At 43.8% G+C, this 24,226-nt stretch carries 19 protein-coding genes; 16 read left to right on the forward strand and 3 right to left on the reverse strand.

What is annotated here, in order from left to right; all coding sequences use genetic code 11:
- Positions 1 to 26 precede the first annotated feature (26 nt).
- From M0Q51_00080 to M0Q51_00095, 4 genes are all read left to right on the forward strand, one after another.
- A complete protein-coding gene (locus M0Q51_00080; GenBank protein ID MCK9398375.1) occupies positions 27 to 3,380 on the forward strand; it encodes a CHAT domain-containing protein in 3,354 nt (1,117 codons plus the stop codon).
- Complete coding sequence (locus M0Q51_00085) at positions 3,334 to 5,733, forward strand: Smr/MutS family protein (protein ID MCK9398376.1); 2,400 nt, start codon at positions 3,334 to 3,336, stop codon at positions 5,731 to 5,733. The genes M0Q51_00080 and M0Q51_00085 overlap by 47 nt, the downstream gene beginning before the upstream one ends.
- 226 nt (positions 5,734 to 5,959) lie before the next feature.
- Positions 5,960 to 7,507, forward strand: coding sequence for an acyl-CoA carboxylase subunit beta (locus M0Q51_00090; GenBank protein MCK9398377.1), 1,548 nt, complete (start codon positions 5,960 to 5,962; stop codon positions 7,505 to 7,507).
- 10 nt (positions 7,508 to 7,517) lie between these two features.
- Positions 7,518 to 7,865, forward strand: a complete 348-nt coding sequence (locus tag M0Q51_00095) for an acetyl-CoA carboxylase biotin carboxyl carrier protein subunit (GenBank protein ID MCK9398378.1) — start codon at positions 7,518 to 7,520, stop codon at positions 7,863 to 7,865.
- A gap of 5 nt (positions 7,866 to 7,870) precedes the next feature.
- On the opposite strand, the gene yihA is transcribed toward M0Q51_00095, so the two are convergent.
- From yihA to M0Q51_00110, 3 genes are read right to left on the reverse strand one after another with little or no spacing between them, the layout of a single operon-like run.
- Complete coding sequence (gene yihA, locus M0Q51_00100; GenBank protein MCK9398379.1) at positions 7,871 to 8,485, reverse strand: ribosome biogenesis GTP-binding protein YihA/YsxC; 615 nt, start codon at positions 8,483 to 8,485, stop codon at positions 7,871 to 7,873.
- Position 8,486: 1 nt separating this feature from the next.
- On the reverse strand, positions 8,487 to 9,419 hold the full coding sequence (locus tag M0Q51_00105) for a GNAT family N-acetyltransferase (GenBank protein ID MCK9398380.1): 933 nt from the start codon (positions 9,417 to 9,419) through the stop codon (positions 8,487 to 8,489).
- A gap of 20 nt (positions 9,420 to 9,439) precedes the next feature.
- Positions 9,440 to 10,363 (reverse strand): glycerol acyltransferase, encoded by a 924-nt coding sequence (locus M0Q51_00110; protein MCK9398381.1) that lies wholly within the window; start codon positions 10,361 to 10,363, stop codon positions 9,440 to 9,442.
- 198 nt (positions 10,364 to 10,561) lie between these two features.
- On the opposite strand from M0Q51_00110, the gene mraZ reads away from it, so the two are divergent.
- Genes mraZ through ftsA form a run of 12 tightly spaced genes read left to right on the forward strand, consistent with a single transcriptional unit; the run spans position 10,562 to position 24,226 of the window.
- Positions 10,562 to 11,029, forward strand: coding sequence for a division/cell wall cluster transcriptional repressor MraZ (gene mraZ, locus M0Q51_00115; protein MCK9398382.1), 468 nt, complete (start codon positions 10,562 to 10,564; stop codon positions 11,027 to 11,029).
- Positions 11,026 to 11,922 carry a 16S rRNA (cytosine(1402)-N(4))-methyltransferase RsmH gene (gene rsmH, locus M0Q51_00120; protein MCK9398383.1) on the forward strand — a complete coding sequence of 299 codons (897 nt, stop codon included), beginning with the start codon at positions 11,026 to 11,028 and terminating at the stop codon, positions 11,920 to 11,922. The genes mraZ and rsmH overlap by 4 nt, the downstream gene beginning before the upstream one ends.
- 2 nt (positions 11,923 to 11,924) lie before the next feature.
- Entirely contained in the window at positions 11,925 to 12,326 is a 402-nt protein-coding gene (locus M0Q51_00125; protein MCK9398384.1) for an FtsL-like putative cell division protein, read from the forward strand.
- Between the two features lie 3 nt (positions 12,327 to 12,329).
- On the forward strand, positions 12,330 to 14,453 hold the full coding sequence (locus M0Q51_00130; GenBank protein MCK9398385.1) for a transpeptidase family protein: 2,124 nt from the start codon (positions 12,330 to 12,332) through the stop codon (positions 14,451 to 14,453).
- 2 nt (positions 14,454 to 14,455) lie between these two features.
- Entirely contained in the window at positions 14,456 to 15,922 is a 1,467-nt protein-coding gene (locus M0Q51_00135; GenBank protein MCK9398386.1) for a UDP-N-acetylmuramoyl-L-alanyl-D-glutamate--2,6-diaminopimelate ligase, read from the forward strand.
- A 3-nt stretch (positions 15,923 to 15,925) separates the two neighbouring features.
- The gene (gene mraY / locus M0Q51_00140; GenBank protein MCK9398387.1) at positions 15,926 to 17,167 is read left to right on the forward strand and encodes a phospho-N-acetylmuramoyl-pentapeptide-transferase; all 1,242 of its coding nucleotides are present in this window, start codon (positions 15,926 to 15,928) and stop codon (positions 17,165 to 17,167) included.
- A gap of 3 nt (positions 17,168 to 17,170) precedes the next feature.
- Entirely contained in the window at positions 17,171 to 18,514 is a 1,344-nt protein-coding gene (gene murD, locus M0Q51_00145; GenBank protein ID MCK9398388.1) for a UDP-N-acetylmuramoyl-L-alanine--D-glutamate ligase, read from the forward strand.
- A gap of 33 nt (positions 18,515 to 18,547) precedes the next feature.
- Positions 18,548 to 19,699, forward strand: a complete 1,152-nt coding sequence (locus M0Q51_00150; protein MCK9398389.1) for an FtsW/RodA/SpoVE family cell cycle protein — start codon at positions 18,548 to 18,550, stop codon at positions 19,697 to 19,699.
- The gene (gene murG / locus M0Q51_00155) at positions 19,686 to 20,795 is read left to right on the forward strand and encodes an undecaprenyldiphospho-muramoylpentapeptide beta-N-acetylglucosaminyltransferase (GenBank protein ID MCK9398390.1); all 1,110 of its coding nucleotides are present in this window, start codon (positions 19,686 to 19,688) and stop codon (positions 20,793 to 20,795) included. The genes M0Q51_00150 and murG overlap by 14 nt, the downstream gene beginning before the upstream one ends.
- Positions 20,792 to 22,150 (forward strand): UDP-N-acetylmuramate--L-alanine ligase, encoded by a 1,359-nt coding sequence (gene murC / locus M0Q51_00160; protein ID MCK9398391.1) that lies wholly within the window; start codon positions 20,792 to 20,794, stop codon positions 22,148 to 22,150. The genes murG and murC overlap by 4 nt, the downstream gene beginning before the upstream one ends.
- Positions 22,147 to 22,947, forward strand: a complete 801-nt coding sequence (locus M0Q51_00165; protein ID MCK9398392.1) for a hypothetical protein — start codon at positions 22,147 to 22,149, stop codon at positions 22,945 to 22,947. Before murC ends, M0Q51_00165 begins: the two co-directional genes overlap by 4 nt.
- Positions 22,934 to 24,226 carry a cell division protein FtsA gene (gene ftsA, locus M0Q51_00170; protein ID MCK9398393.1) on the forward strand — a complete coding sequence of 431 codons (1,293 nt, stop codon included), beginning with the start codon at positions 22,934 to 22,936 and terminating at the stop codon, positions 24,224 to 24,226. The genes M0Q51_00165 and ftsA overlap by 14 nt, the downstream gene beginning before the upstream one ends.

The raw sequence follows: 24,226 nt of genomic DNA on the forward strand, positions 1-24,226 counted from the left end.
TAACCAGTATTCAAGTCTAAATCAGCATGAAAAGTTGGTATTGCTTAAGCCCGTCAATGTTCCGTATTTATCTGGAATTCATTGTATTAATGTGCTTTGTCGTTCAGTTGAGGGGGCAGATCTATCTGGATACACATTTCCTTGGGCACCTTGCCGAGCTAAAGAGAGAGAACCGTTTTGACGAAGCCATCATATTACTTGATCTGCAGCTTGATTCCTTAAGATCAATCCCAAATCCAAAACCGGCCATTGAAAACAGGTTAGTGAAAGCTGATATTTACCGGATGAATGGACAATACCGTCAATCGGAAGACCTGCTCGATTCATTGCATGCATTTTATTTTTCATCTTTAGCAACCAATGAGCCATTATCCGGGCTTTATTGGACTATTCAGGGCACACTTTTTTTAACAAGGGGAGAATTGGAGAAAGGGCGAAGTGCAATTATGCAAGCTATTGAAATCTATTCAGTCAGTTTTGGCAGGGAAGATTCACTCTTAGCCCCCTGCTATAATAAACTTGGCAATTATTTTTATTATAAAAGAATATATGATTCTGCCATGGCCTGCTATAACAAGGCCCTGGAATTAGCAAATAATAAATCCTCCAATCTGGAAGACCGCGCCTCCTATCTCCAGAACATTGGCATTATTCACCTCGAACTTTGTGATTATGCAAAAGCGGAAACCTGTTTTCTTGAGTCGCTTCATCTTAAAGAAACCATTTATTCCCCAAACAGCTATTCCTTAGGAAGAATATATCTGAATTTAGGTAGGTTTTATCAAGGTATATCTGCTCTTGACAAAGCCCTTTTTTATATAGAAAAAGCGGAAAGAATTTATTTAAGAGATGGTCTTCAAAGCCATCTCGAATTGGGAAGCATTTATTGGAATAAAGGAGTAATTTGTAATATCTTAGGAGATCATGAAATAGCTTTCACATACCTTTATAATGCTAAACAGATCATAGAATCCGGGGTCAAAGGAAATAATATCCTCCTTTCACCACTTTTTATGGACATTGGCCTTGCTTACGATAAGAATAAAGAAAAAGATAAAGCAATAGTTTTTTATAATTCTTCATTAATAGGCGCAGATGCATTTCTTAAAGCCAAAATATACAGGAACTTAGCCAACTTATACCTCCAGGAAGGAGATTTAAAAAAAGCAGAGGAATATTTTAATAAACTACCTGGAATAATAAAAGAAACTTCTGATATTGAAAATCCGGAAAATGCTTTGACATTCCTTTATTACGGAGAATTTTTAATAGAAAACGGGGATGAAAGAGCCTTAGAATATTTAAACAAAGCCTTTGAAATTTTTAGTAAAAGTTTAGGGTTTCACAACCGGGATGTCGCTGCCTCACTTCAAAGTATCGGGGACTATTATTTAAAAAAAGATCAACTCCACCTTGCTCTATCTTATTATCAAAAAAGCCTCATCTCAATTTCCAAATCCTTCACAGACACCAACATCCTGGTAAACCCTTCCAATCAATCTTTAAACACAAATTTGCTTCTAATCAATATATTATTGCAAAAAGCTTTTTGCCTTAATAAGTTCTTTTATAAAAACGAAAATGTTACCTTTTTAATTTCATCTGTTCAAACCTATCTTTTATGTATGGATATGATTGACCAACTGCGAATGGCTTACCGCGCTGAAAACAGCCAAATGTTACTTTCCGGCGATATCTATAAGATCTATAAAAAAGCTATTGATATTTGCCTGGTTACATTTGGCTATACGAATGACTCTGTATGGTTATACAAGGCGTTCGAAATATCGGAAAGGGGAAAGTCAATGGTCCTTCTCAGTGAACTGAAAGATGCCAATGCTAAAAAACTCGGATCCATACCTGAAGATCTGAGAAAAACTGAAAAAGAAATTAAAAGCAACTTATACCTATACCGCAACAATATTTGGGAAGAAGAAAATCAATCTGAGCCTGATGAAAACAAGCTTAGTTACCTACGGTCAAACCTCCTGGCCTATGAAATGAGATACGACAGTTTATTAGATCATCTCGAACGAGTTTACCCGGATTATTTTAAATTAAAATATGACCCTTCTGTAGTGTCAGTTGCAGAATTGCAAACTATTCTCGAAAATGATGAAGTCATTATTGAATATACGCTTTCGGAAGAATATGTTTATACATTTCTTATTTCTGAAAATCATTTCGAGGTCAGAAAGGCTATCATTGATTCGTCTTTCATTCAGGATATTTTCGCTATGCGCAATAATTTGGATTTTCTCCATGTTCCGGATTATTCTCTTCAGGATTATATGGATTATCAGCGTACTGCAAATAAACTTTACACTATATTGATTGAACCGGTTGATAACCAATTGCTGAGAAAAAGAGTTATTATTATTCCTGATGAAGAGTTAAGTTATCTTTCTTTTGAATCACTGATTGAAGCAATTGTACCTTCTGATACTATTGAATTCCGGGACCTGCCTTACCTGATCAATAAATGTCCGATAAGCTATGCGGCATCTTCAACTATCTTAACCCTTATAAAGAAAGGGCCAAGGCCCGTTTTGCGAAATGGGGTTCTTGCACTTGCACCCAGTTACGACATCCTGAAAAGAAGCATCCTTGCCAATAATAAGGCATTAGCTCAACATTTAAATGCAGGAAATGATCTTCCTGGTGCGGAATGGGAAGTGGAAACCATCCTTAAAATCATGAAAGGAAAGAAACTCGTAGGTGAAAATGCAACTGAAGCTGAATTTAAAAAGTGGGCATCTTTCTATGATATCTTGCATTTTGCAATGCATACGAGGATAGACGATGATAATCCACTTTCTTCCATGCTTTCGTTTTATCCATATGGAGGTGGTGGAGAAGATGGTGTATTGCATACTTACGAAATCTATAACCTGGATCTTAAAGGTGAGCTGGCTTTTCTTAGTGCATGCAGTACAGGCAATGGAAAGCTGCAAAAAGGCGAAGGGGTGCTTAGTCTCGCCAGGGCATTTACTTATGCCGGTATGCACAGTGTGGTAATGACCCTTTGGGATGTTGAAGATATCAGCAGCGGGAATATTATCGCGTCGTTTTATCAATTACTTGGTAAGGGTTATCATAAAGATGTAGCTTTGCGCCTGGCTAAACTGAACTACCTGGAGAAAACCAAATCAGAAATTGAATTGCACCCGGCTTTCTGGTCAGGTTTTGTTCTATATGGCAACAACCGGGGGTTCAGACAAGGCCAATATGATTTATACTTAATTTTGCTTTTTGTTTTAGGCGGCTTGATTATTTTCATTTCTTTTATCCTGACCAGAAGATACATTAAATTCAGGAAAAACTACAGGCGAATTGACATCGATTTACCCATCGAATTTCGGGCAAAAGACAGGCTTTGACCAGATCAGGGAACTTGTTGCGGCGCGTTGTATTTCGGAGATGGGCCGGCAGCGTGTCCTGCAGCTATCATTCAGCGCCGATTTTGACCTGGTCAGCCGCCTGCTGAAAGAAACCAGAGAATTCCTCACTATCCTGGAAACAGGTCTCCCCTTCCCGGCGCAGGATTACCTTGACCTCTCCCCTGTTCTGTCTCGCATCCAGATACCCGGTACTTACCTGTTACCCGAAGAGCTCGTCGATCTGCGCCTATCGCTGCGGACCATTTCCGGATGCCTGGCTTTCTTCCGGCTGACTGCTGCTCAAGCTTTCACCCACCTCAAGGCATTAGCAGGTGACCTGGAGGTTCCAGGCCATATCCTTCGCGAAGCCGACCGGATCCTTGATGAGAAAGGCCATCTCCGCGACAGTGCCTCCCCGGACCTGGCCCGGATCAGGAAAGAGATGCGAAACAAAACGGTTGCCAGCGAAAAAATGATTGGCCAGCTACTTAATATGGCAAGAAATTCGGGCTGGACCTCCACTGATGCCGAAATCACCCTGAGTGACGGCAGGCTTGTGATACCGCTGCAGGCCACCCATAAACGCAAGATCAAGGGAATTATCCATGATGAATCTGCCAGCGGGCAAACGGTTTACCTTGAGCCTGAGGCCTGCCTGGAAATCAACAATGAGGTCCGCGAACTGGAAAATGCCGAAAGGCGGGAAATCATTCATATCCTGCTTCTTTTCAGCGATTATATCAGGCCGGAAACGGGAACACTTCTGAAAGCTTACGATTTCCTTGGAGAAATGGATTTTATCCGCGCTAAAGCCCGCTTCGCCCTTGAGATAGAAGCCGATGAGCCTGTGCTCGTTCCAGGATCAGTTATTGATTGGGTAAATGCCCGTCACCCGCTTCTTTACCTGTCATTAACAGCCAAAACAAAAACAATTGTTCCACTGAATATCAGGCTTGATACAGAAGACAGAATCCTCATCATTACAGGTCCTAACGCAGGGGGAAAATCTGTCTGCCTGAAAACCGTCGGATTGATCCAGTATATGTTGCAAAACGGGTTATTAGTACCCATGGATCCTGACGCAAAAGCCGGCATTTTCGAAAATATTTTTATCGACATAGGCGATGAGCAATCCCTTGAAAACGACTTGAGCACTTACAGCTCCCATTTGTTAAACCTGGCCTATTTTATCGGGAACTGTGGCCCCCGGAGTTTATTCCTCATCGATGAACTGGGAACGGGCACTGATCCATCGCTGGGTGGCGCCATTGCTGAGGCAGCGCTTGAGAAGCTCAGTGAAACAAAGGCTTTCGGGGTAGTAACTACCCACTATTCCAACCTGAAACTATTGGAAGGAAGAGTTCCTGGTGTCCTGAACGGGGCTATGCTGTTTGATACCAAACGCCTGCAGCCCTTATACATCCTGGCATCCGGAAAGCCCGGAAGTTCTTTCACTTTTGAAATCGCCCGCCGGATCGGGTTTCCGGAAGAGGTGATCCAGGTGGCCATTGGCAAAGCGGGAAAAACCCACCTCGACTTTGAGCAGCAGCTCCAGGAGGTGGAAACGGAAAAACTCCGGCTTGAAAAACAGCTTAAGGAATTTAAGGTCGCCGATGGTTTTCTCGGTGAACTGATTGAGAAATATGAGATCCTGAAGACAGAACTCGAAAAAACCCGTAAAGACATCCTGGAAAAAGCACGGCAGGAAGCGAGGGAAATACTTGAGCAGTCAAACAGGATCATCGAAAATACCATCAGGGAAATCCGGGAATCACAGGCTGAGAAGGAAAAAACGAAATCTGCCCGGTCAGAGATAGAAAAATACAGGCAAAGAATCATCATATCGTCAACAGAAGAAGAAAAAAAAGCCATTAAGCCTGAGAAAGCCAAAGGACTGCTGCCATGGAAGCCTGGTGATTGGGTTTCTATTGAAGGGCGGCAAAACCCGGGTGTAATTCAACGGATTAAAAATAATGAAGCCTTCGTTGATTTTGACGGGTTGAAGATTGCTTTACCCCTACAAAACTTACTACCTGCAAAGTCTCTTACCATAAAGCCGACAGGTTTAGGCTCCCCATTTATCCGTGATCTGAATGAAAAAGCTGTCAATTTTAAGCTCACTCTTGATCTCAGGGGACAAATGGCCGATGAGGCCCTGATGATGGTCCGAAAATACCTTGATGATGCCTATTTGCTAAGGATAAAGGAAGTCAGTATCCTTCACGGGAAGGGCGAAGGCATTCTCAGAAGAGTGATCCGGGACTATCTTTCTGATGTTGATGAAGTTATATCATTCGAAGATGAACAGCCCGACCGGGGCGGGTCGGGAATCACCAGGGTCGTAGTCAAATAATTATAAAAGGGACTTAATTGACTTTGCATCCCTGAATTAAATTAATCGTTAAATGAAAATATTTACCCGAAGCAATATATTATCCATGAGCGATATCTACCTTTAAAAAACACTACCTTTGTATATACCATTAAATTAAACATTATTTTAAGCGACTGACAATCAACCATAAACCGACACCTATCATTCACCAACATAACTATTTTGATAACCAAAATCAGATCATATGAGGCTTGCAAGAAAATCAACCGATTTAAAAAAGAGGATGCGAGATGCGTTAAAGGGAGGTGGCGATGAAGCGATCCAGAAGCAAAAAGCAACTGGTAAGCTAACTGCGAGGGAAAGGATCCTGGCCTTACTCGATCCCAAATCATTTCACGAATACGACCTTTTTGTCGAGCATGCCGGAAAGGACTTTGATATGGATAAAAAGTACCTGCCGGGCGATGGTGTGATCACGGGAACAGGTGTACTTTCAGGCCATCCGGTTTGCATTTTTGCCCAGGATTTCACGGTTGCCGGCGGTTCTCTTGGCTACATGCATGCGAAAAAGATCACTAAGATCATGGATCATGCCATGAAACTGAAAGTGCCTCTGATTGGCATCAATGATTCCGGAGGTGCCCGAATCCAGGAAGGGGTAAATTCCCTGGCCGGCTACGGGGAAATCTTTTACCGGAACACATTGGCTTCGGGGGTAATTCCGCAGATTTCTGTCATCCTGGGGCCCTGCGCCGGGGGCGCAGTTTATTCCCCTGCCCTTACCGACTTCGTTTTTGTAGTGGATAAAATTTCCAAAATGTTCATCACTGGTCCTGAAGTCATAAAAGCCACCATTGGCGAAGAGATCTCCATGGAAGACCTTGGCGGTGCAAGAGTACATGCGGAAATTACCGGCAATGCGCATTTCTTTTCTAAAAGTGAACAGGAGTGTTTTGACCAGATCAAGCAGCTAATTACTTTTATCCCCTGGAATAACGAAAAAAAGGCTGATTCTTTTCCAAAACGGCCGCCAAAGAGCAGAAGCTATAAAATTGATCAGATTATTCCACCCGACCCCAAGCAATCCTATGACGTCAGAGATGTGATAAAAGCATTGGCTGATGATTCTGAATTTCTTGAGGTTCAGGAATTATGGGCAAGGAATATTGTTATTGGCTTTGGGCGGGTTGACGGGGAGACTGTCGGTTTCGTGGCCAATCAGCCCTTATACCTTGCCGGTGTGCTTGATGTGGATTCATCAGATAAAGCAGCGAGGTTTATTCGCTATTGCGACGCTTTTAATGTACCGCTGGTCACCTTGGTTGACCTTCCAGGTTATCTTCCCGGCATCGACCAGGAACATTCCGGTGTCATCAGGCATGGGGCAAAATTATTATACGCCTATTCTGAAGCAACTGTTCCTAAGATTACGGTGATTCTGCGGAAAGCTTACGGCGGAGGATATATCGCCATGTGTTCACACCATCTGAAGGCCGATTTCGTATTTGCGTGGCCGACTGCTGAAATTGCTGTTATGGGGCCTGAGGGCGCTGCCAATATTATCTTCCGCACTGAGATCAAAAATTCTGATAACCCGGAGGCAACCAGGAAGGTTAAAATCAAAGAGTACAAAGAAAAGTTTGCCAACCCTTACGTTGCTGCGGCCTACGGCTATATCGACGCGGTCATCGAACCTCCCGAAACCAGGAGTATCCTGGTTCATGCCTTACATATCAGCTCTCAGAAACAAGAGATCCCACCTAAGAAAAAGCATGGTATTCCTCCATTCTAATCCAATAATCATGACAGAACAAAAAGATATTCATATAGATCCAGTGGAGGAGCAAGTATTCGATTCTTTCCAATTAGATGATGTCAATTATGAGACAATTTTAACGGAAAAATTTAAGCATAGAAAAACCTTCCAGGAACCAGACCCTAAGAAGATCTTAGCCTTTATACCCGGAAAAATCAAAAAAGTCCATGTAAAAAAGAAGAGTAAGGTTAAGGAAGGAGATATCCTCTTAGTACTTGAAGCTATGAAAATGAACAACAACATTTTCTCACCCATGAAAGGAACCATTAAAGAAGTTTATGTCACAGCCGGGCTTTCTGTGTCAAAAGGCGCTTTACTGGTAGAATTCAAGTAATGATTTTAAGCTGGCTCAGACTGAAACAGTTTATTGGTTTTTTCAATAAAAGACAGGATTTCTCCCTTACCTAAATTTGAATGGGCAGATGACAGTATAAAGGGTGGAAGTTCTTCCCAGTCATTTAAAAGTTCTCTTTTATAGACCTCGAAATTAGAGGCAAGCTGATTTGTCGAAAGTTTATCAGTTTTGGTGAGTACCAGGGTGAAATGCAGTTGTTTTTCGCCAAACCAGTTTATTACTTTCCGGTCGCTGTCCTGCATTGACAATCTTGAATCAACCAGTAGAAAAGTTGACATCAGGTTTGACCGTTTTAACAGGTATTGTTCGATTACCTGCTCCCATTGTTTTCTTTTAGCCTTGGCTGCGTGGGCATAACCATAACCCGGAAGATCTACAAGATACCATTCCTCATTGATTAAAAAATGGTTAATGAGCTGCGTTTTGCCAGGGGTGGAAGAGGTTTTAGCCAGCATTTTCTGGCCTGTTAACATATTTATCAGAGATGATTTACCAACATTTGACCTGCCGATAAATGCATATTCAGGCAAAAGCGGCTTCGGGCACTGGCTGAAATCTATGCTGCTGACTATAAACTCGGCCTTTATAGAAATTCCCACTTTACTCCTCTCTTTTGTAAGTAGCTATATGCCTGTCTATCTTGAATACATATATATCGCTGATGGTAACAATGATACCTGTTTCCTCAACATCTCCGAATCCGCGGTTTAAAGCAGTTCCAAACGTCTTCATGGTTGATGACAGGCTCATATATGCATTCACCAAAGGAGGGACATTTTCATTCTGGGCCCTGACCTTTTGCACCAGGATTTTGTAATTCTCCTCATAAGTTGACCCGGTAAAGATGCTTTCCAGGTAATTTTTATCATGACGGATAGGCAATGATTCAATTGGTACCAATAGCTGGTCAGGATCAGGAAAAAATCTCTGCAGGAAATACAATACAAGATCCCTGGCAAAATGATCATACTGGGGATACATGGTTACCTTGCCGAAGAGGTATTTATTCCCGGGATTATCAATTACGATGGCACCAAGACCATCCCAGAGGTTATCAAGTGAATACATCCCTTTCCTGAAATTGAACTGCGGCTGGTAATTAGGCTGAACGAATGATCTGCCCAGTTCAATGCTCCAGGGAAGGTACTCCTTAATAAATTTAGGTGAAAATTTAAAAAGTTCCGCCGTCGGGGAGAGCACTTCACCGTTTTTATCGAACTGGAAGTTTCTGCCCTGGGCAAAACGATATCCTCCTACAATTTCCTTCTCTTCAGGGTTCCAAACGATAAGCTGCCGGAATGGTTTATCTCCCAGGTCAAATTCATCAATATCAATTTCATTTCCTGTACCGCCTCCGGAGTCTTTGAAAGTAATCTCCCTGAGTCTGCCTAACTCTCTCATAAGATTCGGCGAATCCCTGTAATCGAATATGTAAATCAGATTATTACCATTATTCGTTTTCCTTACAAATTTTTCCGGTGTCAGTTCGGCTTCAAGCAAGGTTTTGTCAACCGGTGGAATGACTGTCTTCATAAAGTATTATTTATGCAGTATCAAAATATAAAATCCTGATCGGGATTAGTTTCAAGTTTGTAAACATGCTCACGAAGAAGCGATGCCCATTGCTGGTCTGTTTTGCTTTTATCGAAAACACTGATTGGTATTGGTTTCCCGAATGTGATCGGGATCACATTATTTTTGAATTTATACATTTGATCCACCAGGAACAGCATTTCAATGTTTGCTTTAATGCCTATTCTCTTCCTCAGATTGGCCAGATTATAAAAGAAATTCGTGTTCCTGCCTGAGATAAAAACAGGGATAATATCGCGTCCTGAGGCTTTGGCTTTTGTCAGAAATGTTTTTTTCCATTCGACATCCATAATAATCCCCGAGTGCTTCCTGGATACAAGCCCGGCAGGAAAGTACAGGATAAGCATGTTGGAGGAAAAGGTTTCGTTGAATATCCTGATATTGTCGGCATTGCTGCCATGTTTGTTGATAGGGATGAACAGTTCATAGAGGTTGGGAAGGTTCATCAGCAGGTCGTTAACTGGAAAGATGACATCTTTTTTTATTTTTCCTGCCTCGTGCAGCAGTGCAATCCCATCCATTCCCCCCAGGGGATGGTTGGAAGCGATCAGAAACCTTCCTTCCTGATCTATAACCGGTGGATTAATCACCCTAGTAGTGACCTGAAAGCCTTCGAGGATTGCCTGGACATAATCCAATCCCCACTTGTTCCTGTTCTTATAAATAAAATCATTTAACTCATCCTGATGGATGATTCTTCCCAACAACCGAAAAACAAAGCCTGGTATGCTTTTAGCCATACGGGGGTTTTTTGCACGAAATACCCCCTCGATATCAATAAACTTGTCCGAAATAACAGGCAGTTCTTCCCTTAATTTTCGATGAACCATAGATTCCATAAACATTGTTTCCAGAACAAATTTAATCAATATTTCAATTTTCATGATTTGTCTTGATAATTCTAGTATTACACTGTGCTCAACCGCCTCCTTCTGCCTGATTATATGATTGCTCCACAATAATTTATATGATTTAAACTGAAAATTGTTAATAAAAAATGAAACCTTGTTAGTTAAAAAGTGGTAAAAGGTGGTAAAATGTGGTAAAACCAATCTATATTTACGTCAAAATTCCTTAGATCCTTGTTAAACATTGTCGGGACATACGAATGCAGGGTTGATTCCAAAGGAAGACTCATGTTTCCAGTGGATTTCAAAAACCAGCTTTCAGAAGTGGTAAGCCAGGGTTTTGTAATAAAGCGGGGCATTTTCCGTAACTGCCTTGAGCTTTATCCTGTCCCGGAATGGAATGCTGAAAGTGCACGGGTCAATAAACTCAACCGGTTCAGGAAGAAAAATGTTGATTTCATCAGGAAGTTCATGGCAGGGGTGAAAACTGTCGAACTGGACAATGCCGGCCGTTTGCTTATCCCTAAAGACCTGTTCAACTTCGCCACTATCAGCAAGGATATCGTTATGGCCTCGGTCGTCAACAAGATTGAGATCTGGGACAAGGACGAATACGAAAAAGCAATATCGTATGATCCTGAGGAATTCGCAAACCTGGCTGAAGAGGTCATGGGCGATATTGACGTAGAACCAAAAGAATGATGTACCACATTCCTGTCCTGTTGAATGAATGCATTAAAGGCCTGAATATCCATCCTGAAGGGATCTATGTGGATGTAACCTTTGGAAGTGGCGGACATTCCCGTAAAATCCTGGAAAAGCTATCCTCAGGCAGGCTTATTGCATTCGACCGCGACAAAGATGTTCATGACAACCTGATTAAAGATGAACGCTTTGTCTTTATTCACCAAAACTACCGCTATCTGAAGAACTTCCTGAAATTTCAGGGAATTCTGCAAATCGACGGTTTATTAGCCGATCTGGGCATTTCGTCATGGCAAATTGATCAACCTGAGAGGGGATTCTCTATACGCCTGGATGGTGACCTGGATATGCGAATGGACCAGGGGCAGGAACTCAACGCTGCGAAAATCATAAATTCCTACTCAGCAGTTCGATTAATTCAACTATTCAGACAATATGGTGAAATCGATAATTCAAGAAGGCTGGCAGAAGAAATTCTCAATGAGAGGGCAATTCAGCGCATAGGGTCAACCGAATCATTAAAGAATGTTATTCTTCGTGTCGCGCCCAGGAGCAAGGAAAACCAATATCTGGCCAAGGCTTTTCAAGCTATCCGTATCGAGGTCAATGAAGAACTCGATGCACTCAAAGATTTGCTGAAACACACGAATGACATCCTGAAACCGGGAGCCAGGATGGTTGTCATCTCTTATCACTCATTAGAAGACAGGCTGGTAAAAAACTATTTCAGGACCGGGAATTTTGACGGTATTCCTGTTAAAGACTTTTATGGCCAACAGATTGCGCCCATGCGTCCTGTAAACAGGAAAGCGATCATTCCATCAAAAGATGAACAATTGGCCAATCCGCGGTCAAGAAGCGCCAAATTAAGGATTGCTGAGAAGATATAACTATGTCAAGAGAAGGAGAAATAAAAGCAAACTCTTACCTGCGGCCGGGCAGCAAGAACCCCTTTACCAGGAAAAAGGTGGGCAAGTCAATGCATTCCATGCTTGATGGCACCTTTTTAACCAGGGATAAATTCAAGCGGGCATTGCCATTTATATTATTTCTGATGGTTCTGGGAGTGATTTATATAACGAACATTTTCCATGTTGAAAAGACCAAGCGGCAAATCGATGACCTTGAAGAAGAGCTCAGGGAATTAAGGTATGAATATATTTCTTCAAGGAGTAAACTCATGTATGAGAGTAAGCCATCTGAGATAGCAATCAAATTAGAAGAAACCGGAATCCGTGAGTCCATGGTCCCTCCCCGGAAGATTATGGTCAGCAAGGACAATAAGACCAAGTAAGTCATGAAAGATATAAAGAAGGACATATTATGGCGGGTTTACCTTGTGTATTTCGGGGTTTTGGTCTTCGCAATGGCAATCATCGGAAAGGCTGCTTATATCCAGTTTGCCCTTAAGGATGAGTTAATGGAAAAGGCCAAGAAGCAGGAAATCAAGTATTTTCCAATTGAAGCATTAAGAGGGAATATCATGGCTCGTGACGGAAGCCTGTTGGCCTCATCAATCCCGGAATTTGAGATCAGAATGGATCTGTCACCTGAGGTTGTTATACCGGAACTGTTCAATTCTAAGATCGACTCATTATCAATGATGCTGTCCCAACTATTTGAGGATAAAAATGCAAGAGCATATAAATCTGAATTGCTCAATGCAAGACAAGCCGGCAACAAGTATTACCTGATCAGGAATCATGTAAAATATTATGAATTAAAAAAGCTCAAGAAGTTCCCGATCTTCCGCGAAGGCAAATACAGCGGGGGATTAATCGTTCTGCGCAAGACCACCAGGGAATTGCCCTATAAGGATTTAGCCCGGCGTACCATCGGATTTGAAAATCCGGTCGAAAGTCTTTATGTCGGACTGGAAGGGGCCTACAGCAATGAACTAAAAGGCTACGATGGCCAACAATTAAAGCGAAGGATCAGCCAGGGAGAATGGATCCCGGTGAGTGACAATCCGGAAGTGGAACCCAGGGATGGTAAAGACATCATTACAACCATTGATATCAATATCCAGGATCTGGCTGAATCTGCCCTTGCCAGGCATCTGGAAGAAAATCAGGCTTTTCAGGGCTGTGCCATCCTGATGGAAGTAAAGACCGGTGAAATCAGGGCAATTGCCAACCTGAGATATGATGCAAAAGACGGTCAATACAAAGAGACCTATAATTACTCGATCGGTGAAGCGGTTGAGCCAGGGTCAACATTTAAGCTTGCCTCTCTCATCACGGCCCTGGAAACAGGACAGGTGAAGCTTTCAGACTATTATTATGTTGGCAATGGCAGGGTCCAGTACCATAACCGCTGGATGGAAGATTCCCACAGACCGGATTCCAGCTACATGAGTGTCCGTGAGATTTTCGAACAATCATCAAACGTGGGCGTATCCAAGATTATCACTTCCCTTTTCGGGAATAAACCAGAATTGTATGTGGATCATCTCCGGAAGATGTCACTTGGAAAGCCGCTGGGAATTGAAATCCCGGGAGAAGGAGATCCATACATCAAGGATCCGAAAGATAGCAAGTACTGGTATGGAACCAGCCTGCCATGGATGTCGATCGGTTATGAATTAACGATTACCCCCCTTCAACTCCTGACATTCTATAATGCCATTGCCAATAATGGTGTGATGGTGAAGCCGCTTTTTGTAAGCGAGATCCGGGAGGGGGGGCAAACAATAAAGAAATTCGATCCTGTGGTAATAAACCCGGCTGTCTGCACTCCCGTTACCCTTCAACTCGTGAGATCATTACTGGAGGGCGTTGTTATGAATGGCACAGGGAAAATCCTGAAAGATTCAACTTATAAAATTGCGGGTAAAACCGGTACAGCTCTCATTGCAGAAGGCTCAAAAGGTTACACGCAAAAAAAGTATAACGCTTCATTCGTCGGTTATTTCCCGGCTGATAACCCAAAATACTCCTGTATTATCGTTGTAAACCGTCCGGAAGCCGGAAAATACTATGGAGCGGCCGTAGCTGCACCTGTTTTCAAAGAGATTGCCAATAAAGTGTATGCCACGCAGCTGGATATACATGACCAGGATGATAAAAAATATTTTACCGAAAAGTTCTTGCCTGCCGCGGCAAGAGGGGATTACAAAGATTTGCGGACCAGTTTGTCTGCAATGTCTTATGCCGTAAGACTACCATCACAAAACCCGGAATGGGTGGCCATGGATAGTTCCACGACGGTGATGCTTCTTCAACCGACCTTTTTTGGGAGTGATACTATCCCGGATTTGACCGGTTTAACGGCCAAAGATGCTGTTTACATGATGGAAAAGGCAGGTATTTCTTCAGTCATTCATGGAAAAGGAATTGTATTCAGCCAGTCGCTTCCGGCCGGCACACCCCTGGTAAAAGGCAGTGAAATAATCTTAACCCTGGAAAACCCAATCCGTTGAAAATACTCAGCGAAATATTATATAAGGCCGGAACGGTTAAGATCGTAGGTAATCCGCATATAACGGTCCCTGCTATTTATTTCGATTCCCGGAAAATTACCCCGGGAGATCTTTTCATAGCCGTCAGGGGGACACAGGCCGACGGTCATCAATATATCCGGATGGCATTGGAATCCGGGGCCCGGGTAATTGTTTGTGAAGAAATGCCCGGATTGCTGGCTGAAGGTGTCACATACATCCAGGTTAAAGACAGCAGCAAAGCACTCGGCATCATGGCCGCTAACTTCTATGATAACCCTTCGGAGGAGTTAGTCCTCGTTGGTGTCACTGGTACTAACGGTAAAACGACAATTGCGACCCTTCTTCACCAGGTATTTTCGGAGCTTGGATATGGTTGCGGGCTTTTATCAACCATCCGGAACCTGATCCTTAATGAGGAAATCCCCTCGACTCATACAACCCCGGACCCGTTACAGCTGAATTACCTGCTGCGGAAACTGGTCGAACAGGGAGGCGAATATTGTTTCATGGAGGTCAGCTCCCATGCAATAGCACAAAACCGGATAGCAGGGCTGAAATTCGCCGGGGGGATATTCACAAACATTACGCACGATCATCTGGATTATCACAAGACTTTCCAGGAATACCTTCTGGCTAAGAAGAGATTCTTTGACGAACTTCCGGCTGAAGCGTTTGCTTTAACTAACAGGGATGATAAAAACGGCCAGGTGATCGTTCAGAACACCAGGGCCAAAGTCCAGACCTATGCTTTAAAATCACCTGCCGACTTCAAATGCAGGATCCTGGAAAACCTGCTGGAAGGTTTGCAACTTTCGATCAATAACCTCGAAACCTTTTGCAGGCTTACCGGGGAATTCAACGCTTACAATCTCACGGCCGTATATGGCGCATCAGTTTTGCTGGGTCAACTTCCTGAAAGTATCCTAACCTGTTTAAGTTCAATACCCCCGGTAGAAGGGCGGTTTGAAACCATTCATTCCGGCAATAACATTACAGGTATCATTGATTACGCCCACACGCCCGATGCTTTAAAGAATGTGCTGGATACCATAGGAGAGCTCAGGACACGGAACGAAAAACTCATAACCGTAGTCGGGGCCGGAGGCGACCGTGACAGGTCCAAGCGGCCCCTTATGGCAGGCATCTGTGCCGATTGGAGCGACCTGGTCATCCTCACTTCTGACAACCCACGGTCAGAAGAACCGGAATTGATCATTGAGGAGATGAAGCAGGGAATTACAGCTGACAGGCAGCGGAAAGTCATGACAATAGTCAATCGCAAAGAAGCAATCAGGACTGCCTGTCATCTTGCACAACCCGGTGACATCATCCTTATTGCAGGAAAAGGACATGAAAAATACCAGGAAATAAAAGGGATCAGATACCCATTCGACGATAAGAAGATATTGGAAGAAATGTTATTACCAGCTAATCAAAAACCAGTATAGGCCATGTTTTATTATATAGCTGATTATCTGCAAAGATGTTGTGATGTCCCCGGAGCGGGGGTCTTTCAGTACATTTCCTTCAGGACAGCGGCAGCAGTAATTGTCTCCTTGCTGATCTCCCTGGTTTTTGGCACAAAGTGGATTAAATACCTGAATAAAAAGCAAGTAGGGGAAACTATCCGTGATCTCGGCCTTGAAGGACAACTTGCAAAACAAGGCACTCCAACAATGGGAGGATTGATCATCCTCGCCTCCATCCTGATCCCGACTTTGCTGTTTGCCAAACTCGATAATATTTACATCCTCCTGATGATCTTTACCACAGTATGGCTGGGGTCTGTCGGATTTCTCGATGATTACATCAAAGTATTCAGAAAGAATAAAAATGGCCTGAGCGGAAAGTACAAGATACTTGCGCAGGTTATCCTGGGCATAGTCGTCGGGGCGACAATGTATCTCAGTAATTCCGTCGTCCTCAGGGAAAAATTGCCGCCAAGCGGCCCTTCTATAGAACAGCACGTCAGCGGGAGTGATCTCTCCTCAAAATTTAAAAGTGAAGGGATTAAATCGACCAAAACCACTATCCCTTTTGTAAAAGATAACGAATTCGATTATGCCGTCCTGCTTAAATGGTTGGGACCAGATTATGAAAAATATGCTTACTTAATCTTTATACCGCTAGTAATTTTCATTATTGCAGCTGTTTCAAATGGTGCAAACCTCACTGATGGCATGGACGGACTGGCTACAGGCACTTCGGCCATCATCGGGGCAACACTTGGTCTGTTGGCTTGGGTATCAGGTAACATCGTCTTTGCCGATTACCTGAATATCATGTACCTTCCCAATACCGGGGAACTGACCATTTTTATCGGCTCTTTTGTCGGCGGTTGCATCGGATTCCTCTGGTATAACTCCTACCCTGCCCAGGTCTTTATGGGCGACACGGGAAGCCTGGCATTAGGCGGAAGTATTGCGGTCTTCGCCATCATTATCAGAAAAGAATTGTTAATTCCGATCCTTTGCGGGATTTTCCTGATGGAAAGCCTATCTGTGATCCTGCAGGTAAGTTATTTCAAGATTACAAAACGTCGTTTTGGCGCAGGACGGAGAATTTTTAAAATGTCGCCGTTACACCATCATTTCCAGGTTTTAGGCTACCCTGAACCTAAGATTGTTCAGCGCTTTATGATTGTAGGCATTATTCTGGCCGTCATCACGATCATTACTTTAAAGTTGAGATAAGAGATGAAAAGATTCGACATCGTCATATTAGGGGGAGGCGAAAGCGGGACCGGGGCTGCGGTTCTTGCAAAGCGGAAGGGATTCCGTCCCCTGGTGTCGGATAAAGGTTCTATTAAGGATAAATATAAATTAGTTCTGCAGGAAGAAGGGATAGACTTTGAAGAAAATAAACATACAGAAGAAACCATCCTTGGGGCTGGAGAAATCATTAAAAGCCCGGGGATACCGGAAAATGTTCCGGTTGTAACTCGGGCACGGCAGAAAGGGATTCCTGTAATATCTGAAATAGAGTTTGCCTGCAGGTTCACCAGGGCAAAGCTTATTTTCATCACAGGCAGCAACGGTAAAACTACCACTACCCTTCTAACTCATCACATTCTGAAAACTGCAGGACTGAATGTAGGCCTGGCAGGTAATGTTGGCAATAGTTTCGCCCTAAAAGTCGCCCATGATAATCATGACTTTTATGTCCTCGAGATCAGCAGCTTTCAGCTTGACGGGATGTTCATGGCAAAGGCTGATCTGGCAGTGCTGCTGAATATCACACCTGACCACCTCGACAGATATGATTATGATTTCCGGAAATACATCAGTTCGAAATTCAGGGTAATCAACAATCAAACTGAAAAAGATCATTTTATCTACTGTTTCGATGATCCTGTTCTCAGGGAACAGATAGGGAAAATGGAAATAGCCGCCCGATCTTATCCTTTCACTGCCGGAGCCAAAGCATTTCCGGACGGGGCCTATATTCAAGATAATCAATTGTTTTTCAATATAAATGAAAACGAATCTACCATGACATTAGAAGAATTAGCCTTACAGGGCAGACATAACCTGTACGATTCAATGGCAGCAGGGATAACGGCCCGGCTGCTTGATATCCGCAAAGAGACAATTAAGCAGTGTCTTTCGGATTTTCAGCATATCGAGCACCGGCTTGAATTTGTTGCCAGCATTCATGGTGTTGATTACATCAATGATTCAAAAGCGACAAATGTCAATTCGACCTGGTTTGCCCTGGAAAGCATGCATAAAAATGTGATCTGGATTGCCGGCGGCCTTGATAAAGGCAATGATTATGCCTCACTGGAACCGTTGGTTGCGGCAAAAGTCAGGGCTATTATCTGCCTGGGAAAAGATAACCGAAAAATTAAAGAAGTTTTTTCCGGCTTAGTGGAAAACATTGTTGAGGTCCTGTCAGCAGATGATGCGGTAAAGGCGGCTTACAGCCTTGCCCAACGGGGTGAGGCTGTATTATTATCGCCTGCCTGCGCCAGCTTCGACCTGTTTGAAAACTTTGAAGACCGTGGAAACCAGTTTAAAGAAGCCATAAAAAATTTATAAGGGAGGCTAAAGATGTCAGACGAACTCACTCATATGAAAGGTGATCGCGTAATCTGGATGGTAGTAGTATTATTGTCACTACTCTCACTGCTTGCCGTTTACAGTTCCACCGGCACTCTTGCTTATAAATACCAGGAAGGGAATACGATCTATTATATGGTCAAGCACCTGATCATTTTACTGCTTGGTTTTGTACTGATGTACCTGGCCCATAAGGTAAAATACACTTACTATTCCCGGATATTTCAAATTGCGCTATACATTGCCATTCCCCTGCTCATCGTTACTTTGTTTTTCGGTAAGGATGTAAACGAGGCAAAGAGAGCCCTGCCACTGCCTTTTGGCCTAACCTTCCAGGCTTCTGACCTTGCGAAGTTAACCCTGATCATTTACCTGGCCCGGATTTTAACCAAGAAACAGGAGGCTCTCCATAACTTCAAATCACTGCTTTTACCGGTCATGGTTCCTATTATTTTAGTTTGCGGCCTGATTCTCCCCTCAAATCTTTCAACCGCTGTCATGCTTTTCATTACAAGCTTGTTGTTGCTGTTTATTGGAAGGATACGCTGGCTAAACCTTTTACGCCTTGTTGGAATTGCAGCGGGAGCTTTTGCCCTCTTCATCTGCATAATGCTGCTTCTGCCAAAGGAGAAGCAGGGCAGACTGGAAACCTGGCAGCACAGGATTGAGACTTTTTCAGGCGGCGGCACGGAAGAAGACCAGGTCACTCAATCAAAAATTGCAGTGGCTTCCGGAGGAGTGATAGGTAAGATGCCCGGCAACAGCACCCAACGGAACTTCCTGTCACATCCCTATTCCGACTTTATTTTCGCTATTGTTCTGGAAGAATATGGTTTAATCGGAGGGTCCTTTGTAGTGCTTCTTTATATGATCCTTTTATTCAGAGCGGTAAGGATAGTGACCAAGATACCCCGCACATTCGGGGCCTTTCTGACAATCGGGGTAGCTTTTAGCCTGGTCTTCCAGGCCCTCATCAATATGGGTGTTGCGGTAGACCTCCTGCCCGTGACAGGCCAGCCTTTGCCACTGGTAAGCATGGGCGGCACCTCCATCTGGTTCACAAGTCTCTCTATCGGGATTATACTGAGTGTCAGCAAGGAGGTCAATAAAGGTGCAAAGGATGAAGAACCGGATGAAATCCAGGAGAATTATGCCACGGCCTGATCCACATATCATTATAAGCGGAGGTGGAACGGGAGGACATATTTTCCCGGCCCTGGCCATCGCCCGTGCATTGAAAAAGAAGCTTCCGCAGGCACAGATACTCTTTATTGGAGCAAAAGGCAAAATGGAGATGGAAAAGGTCCCTGCAGCCGGGTTTCCGATAAAAGGACTTTGGATAAGCGGGTTGAAAAGGGAATTATCTGCCGGTAACCTGATGTTTCCTTTGAAAGTAATGCACAGCCTGTTCAAAGCTGCCTGTATAATCCGTCGTTTCAAGGCTGATGTGGCTGTTGGGGTTGGGGGTTATGCCAGCGGCCCGGCACTCCGGGCTGCGGGAATGCTGGGCATTCCCACGCTTATCCAGGAACAAAATTCTTTTCCGGGTATCACAAACAAGTTGCTCGGTAAAAAAGCAGAAAAGATCTGTGTTGCTTATGAGGGAATGGAAAAATTCTTCCCTTCACATAAAATCATTATAACAGGAAATCCTGTAAGAAAAGAAATCATAGAAATCCAGGGCAAGAGAGGTGAGGCCGGATCCCACTTCAGCTTAAATGCAGAAAAAAAGACCGTTTTTGTTGTAGGAGGCAGTCAGGGTGCTTATTCCATCAATACCTGTATTGAAATGCTGCTCCCGATGCTAAAAGAAAACCGGGTCCAGTTACTCTGGCAAACCGGCCGTAATTTCGAACAAAGGGCTAAAGATGCCTGTCAAAAAATTGGTTATGTAAATGTGAAGGTGGTTGATTTTATTCAACGGATGGACCTGGCCTACGCCCTGGCCGATCTGGTCATATCACGTGCCGGCGCCATTGCCATTGCCGAACTGGCTGCTGTCAGCAAGCCTGTGATTTTTATCCCGTTGCCTACCGCGGCTGAGGACCACCAGATGAAAAATGCAAGGAGACTGGAAGCAAAAGAGGCCGCCATGGTCATTATAGACCAGGAAGCTAAAGAAAAGCTGCCAGCCCTTTTGCTGCAACTTCTCAGAGATGATGCACACCGGGAAAAACTGGAAAAACAGATTGGGACATTCGCCATAGCTGATGCAGATGATAAGATAGCAGATGAAATTATAGCGCTGATTAAAAAATGAAGTTTGATCTGGATCAAATACGGAAGGTATACTTCTTAGGCATAGGCGGAATCGGTATGAGCGCCCTTGCCAGGTATTTCCAGGCAAAAGGAATGGTTATTCAAGGTTATGATAAAACTCCATCGGCACTAACCGGTGAATTGACGAATGAAGGCATGATCATTCATTTTGAAGATGACCCTTCCAAGGTCCCGGGTGATATCGACCTGGTCATATATACCCCGGCCATTCCGCAGGGACTCGAAGAATATAGATTCCTGAAGGAGAGTGGAATTCCCATGTTTAAAAGATCTCAGGTCATGGGGAAAATTACGGAAGGAAAATTGACAGTGGCGGTCGCCGGCACCCATGGTAAAACATCAATCAGCTCCCTCATCGCCCATATCCTTAAAAGTGCGGATTACCAAATGACTGCTCTGATCGGCGGGATCAGTAATAACTACCAATCGAACTTCATTACCACAGGCAAGGAAGATATCATGGTCGTGGAAGCTGATGAGTATGACCGTTCTTTCCTGTATCTGCATCCTGATATTGCCGTCATTTCCGCGATGGATCCGGATCACCTGGATATATACGGGACAGCCGGTGAAATGAACAGGTCATTTAACGAATTTGCCCGGAATATCAAGCCCGATGGAAAACTGATCATCCGGAACGGACTGCAGTTAAGCCCGAATCAGACTACCACCAGGGTCGATTATGCCGCAGATGAGAGCTCAGATATTTCAGCCTTTAATCTAAGACCGGAAAAAGGCTTACAGCTTTTCGACATATTCATTGGCGGGCATCAATACCGTGATGTTCAGCTACAGGTCCCCGGAAAATATAATGTTGAAAATGCCCTGGCCGCAGTGGCGGTCTGCTTGAGCATCGGAGTGGATCCCGGCAAGATACTGGATGGCATCAGGACTTTTACCGGTGTCAGGCGTCGTTTTGACATCAGGATACAACAGCCCGGACGGGTTTATATAGATGATTATGCCCATCACCCACAGGAACTCGAAGCTTTTATCTCAGCCGTACGCATGCTTTATCCCGGCAAAAAGATCACCGGCCTGTTCCAGCCGCATCTTTTTTCCAGGACGAAAGATTTTGCTGCCGGTTTTGCACAAAGCCTTGATCTGCTGGATGAAACATGGCTGCTTGATATATATCCGGCAAGAGAACTTCCAGTACCCGGCGTGACTTCAGATCTTATCCTGGACCTGATGCATCAAAAAAATAAGAAATTGTTATCCAGGCCGGAAGTTTTGAAAATGCTCAAAGCTGAAAAACCTGAAGTATTCCTGACCATGGGTGCCGGCGATATCGATCTTCTGATTGAACCGATCATAAAAATTCTAATCTCATGAAAAAGTTCCTGCACATATCACTCATGACAATCCTGGTTGCAGGGACTATAATTTTATTAGCCTTTACTGACCTGGGATATCAGCAAAAGATCTGCAAGAGTTTCCGCGTAGATGTGCTTAACCCTTCTGAGCAGTCCATGATCACATCAGAGGAGATCACCAGCCTCATCATTGATAGATTCGGAGAAATAGAAGGCTCACTGATTGCCAGGATAGACCTTTATCAACTGGAAAATATGGTACAAGGCAACCCTTATGTTTCATCCTGTGAAGTATTTCAGACTATCGGGGGTAACCTGATGCTGAAGGCCAGGGTCCGGGAGCCGCTGGTCAGGGTGGTTAACCTGGAAGACAATCAGTTTTACCTTGATTTTACCGGCTGTGTCATGCCTGTAAACCCGGAACATCCTTCTCACGTCCTGATCGCCAACGGATTTATCGCTGATCAGTTTGTATCATTGGATAAAAGTGAAAGGTCGCTAAACACCTTCCCTGACAGTTCAGTATTGCACCAGGTATTCCCTGTTGCGTATTATATTTCCAAAGACGATTTTCTAAAATCCTTCATTGACCAGATTTATATCACGGAAAAAAAGGAGATAGAACTGGTACCAAAAATCGGATCACAGGCTATCATTTTCGGGAGTGCCGTTGATGCGCGCGAAAAACTGGAAAACCTGAAAACCTTCTACCAGAAAGTGATGAGTAATATGGATTGGAATACATATAAATCAATCAATTTAAAATATAAAAACCAGGTTGTTTGCTTAAAATATATTGAATATGAACAAGACTGATATCATTGTAGGTTTAGACATTGGCACAACTAAAATTGCAGCTATTGTAGGCCGGCGGAACGAACACGGCAAAATCGAGATCCTTGGCTACGGTAATACGGAGTCGATCGGAGTTAAAAGAGGTGTTGTTTCCAATATTGAAAATACGGTTCAATCCATCAGGACCGCAATTGAGCTGGCAGAGAAAAGTTCCGGTGTCGACATCAAATATGTCAATGTAGGGATAGCGGGCCAGCACATCAAGAGTTTGCAGCATAAAGGGACTATAATCAGAAAAGAAATCGAGACCGAGATAAGCCAGATGGATATTGATACGCTGCACCAGAGCATGTTCAACCTGAACATGAATCCCGGTGAGGAGATCATAGATGTAATTCCGCAGGAATACATCATCGACGGCGAAGAGGGCATCAAGCAACCGATAGGCATGCTGGGCAATACGCTGGAGGCTAATTTCCACATCATTATCGGCCAGACTGCAGCGGCCAAGAATATTTACAAGTGTGTCAGAAAGGCAAACCTGGAGGTAGTCGATCTGATCCTGGAGCCAATTGCATCCGCGGACTCCGTTTTAAGTGAAGAAGAAAAAGAAGCAGGGGTTGTCCTTGTGGATATCGGTGGCGGGACTACCGACATTGCGATTTTCCAGGATGGCATTATCAGGCACACTTCCGTTATTCCATTCGGTGGTGAAATCCTGACGGAAGATATTAAGGAAGGATGTTCGATCATTAAAAAGCATGCGGAAGAGCTTAAGATTAAATTCGGTTCGGCCTTAGCCAGCGAAAACAGGGATGATGAAGTCGTGGCTATTCCCGGCCTACGGGGAAGACAGCCCAAGGAGATCACGCTACGGAACCTCGCCAGCATCATCCAGGCCAGGATGGAAGAAATCATTGAACACATTTATTATGAGATCAAAAATTCCGGGTATGAGAAGAAACTGATCGGCGGGATAGTGCTTACCGGAGGAGGAGCTTTACTCAAACATTTAGCACAATTAACCGAATTCATGACAGGCATGGATACCAGGATCGGCTATCCAAATGAACACCTGGCACCCGGAACACCAGATGAAATGGCCAGCCCGATGTACGCAACCGGCATTGGACTGGTTATACAGGGGGTAGAGCGTTACATACGGGAGAAGGTAAGGGAGGATATCAAGAGCCCTGAAAAAGTAAAATCAGTTGAGCGGGAACAGAAAGTTGAGAAGAAATCTAAATCCAACGGATTTCTAAAAAGGATCCAGGATTGGTTTGAGGGGGATGAGTTGTAA

The organism is Bacteroidales bacterium (assembly GCA_023229505.1).
Lineage (GTDB): Bacteria > Bacteroidota > Bacteroidia > Bacteroidales > JAGOPY01 > JAGOPY01.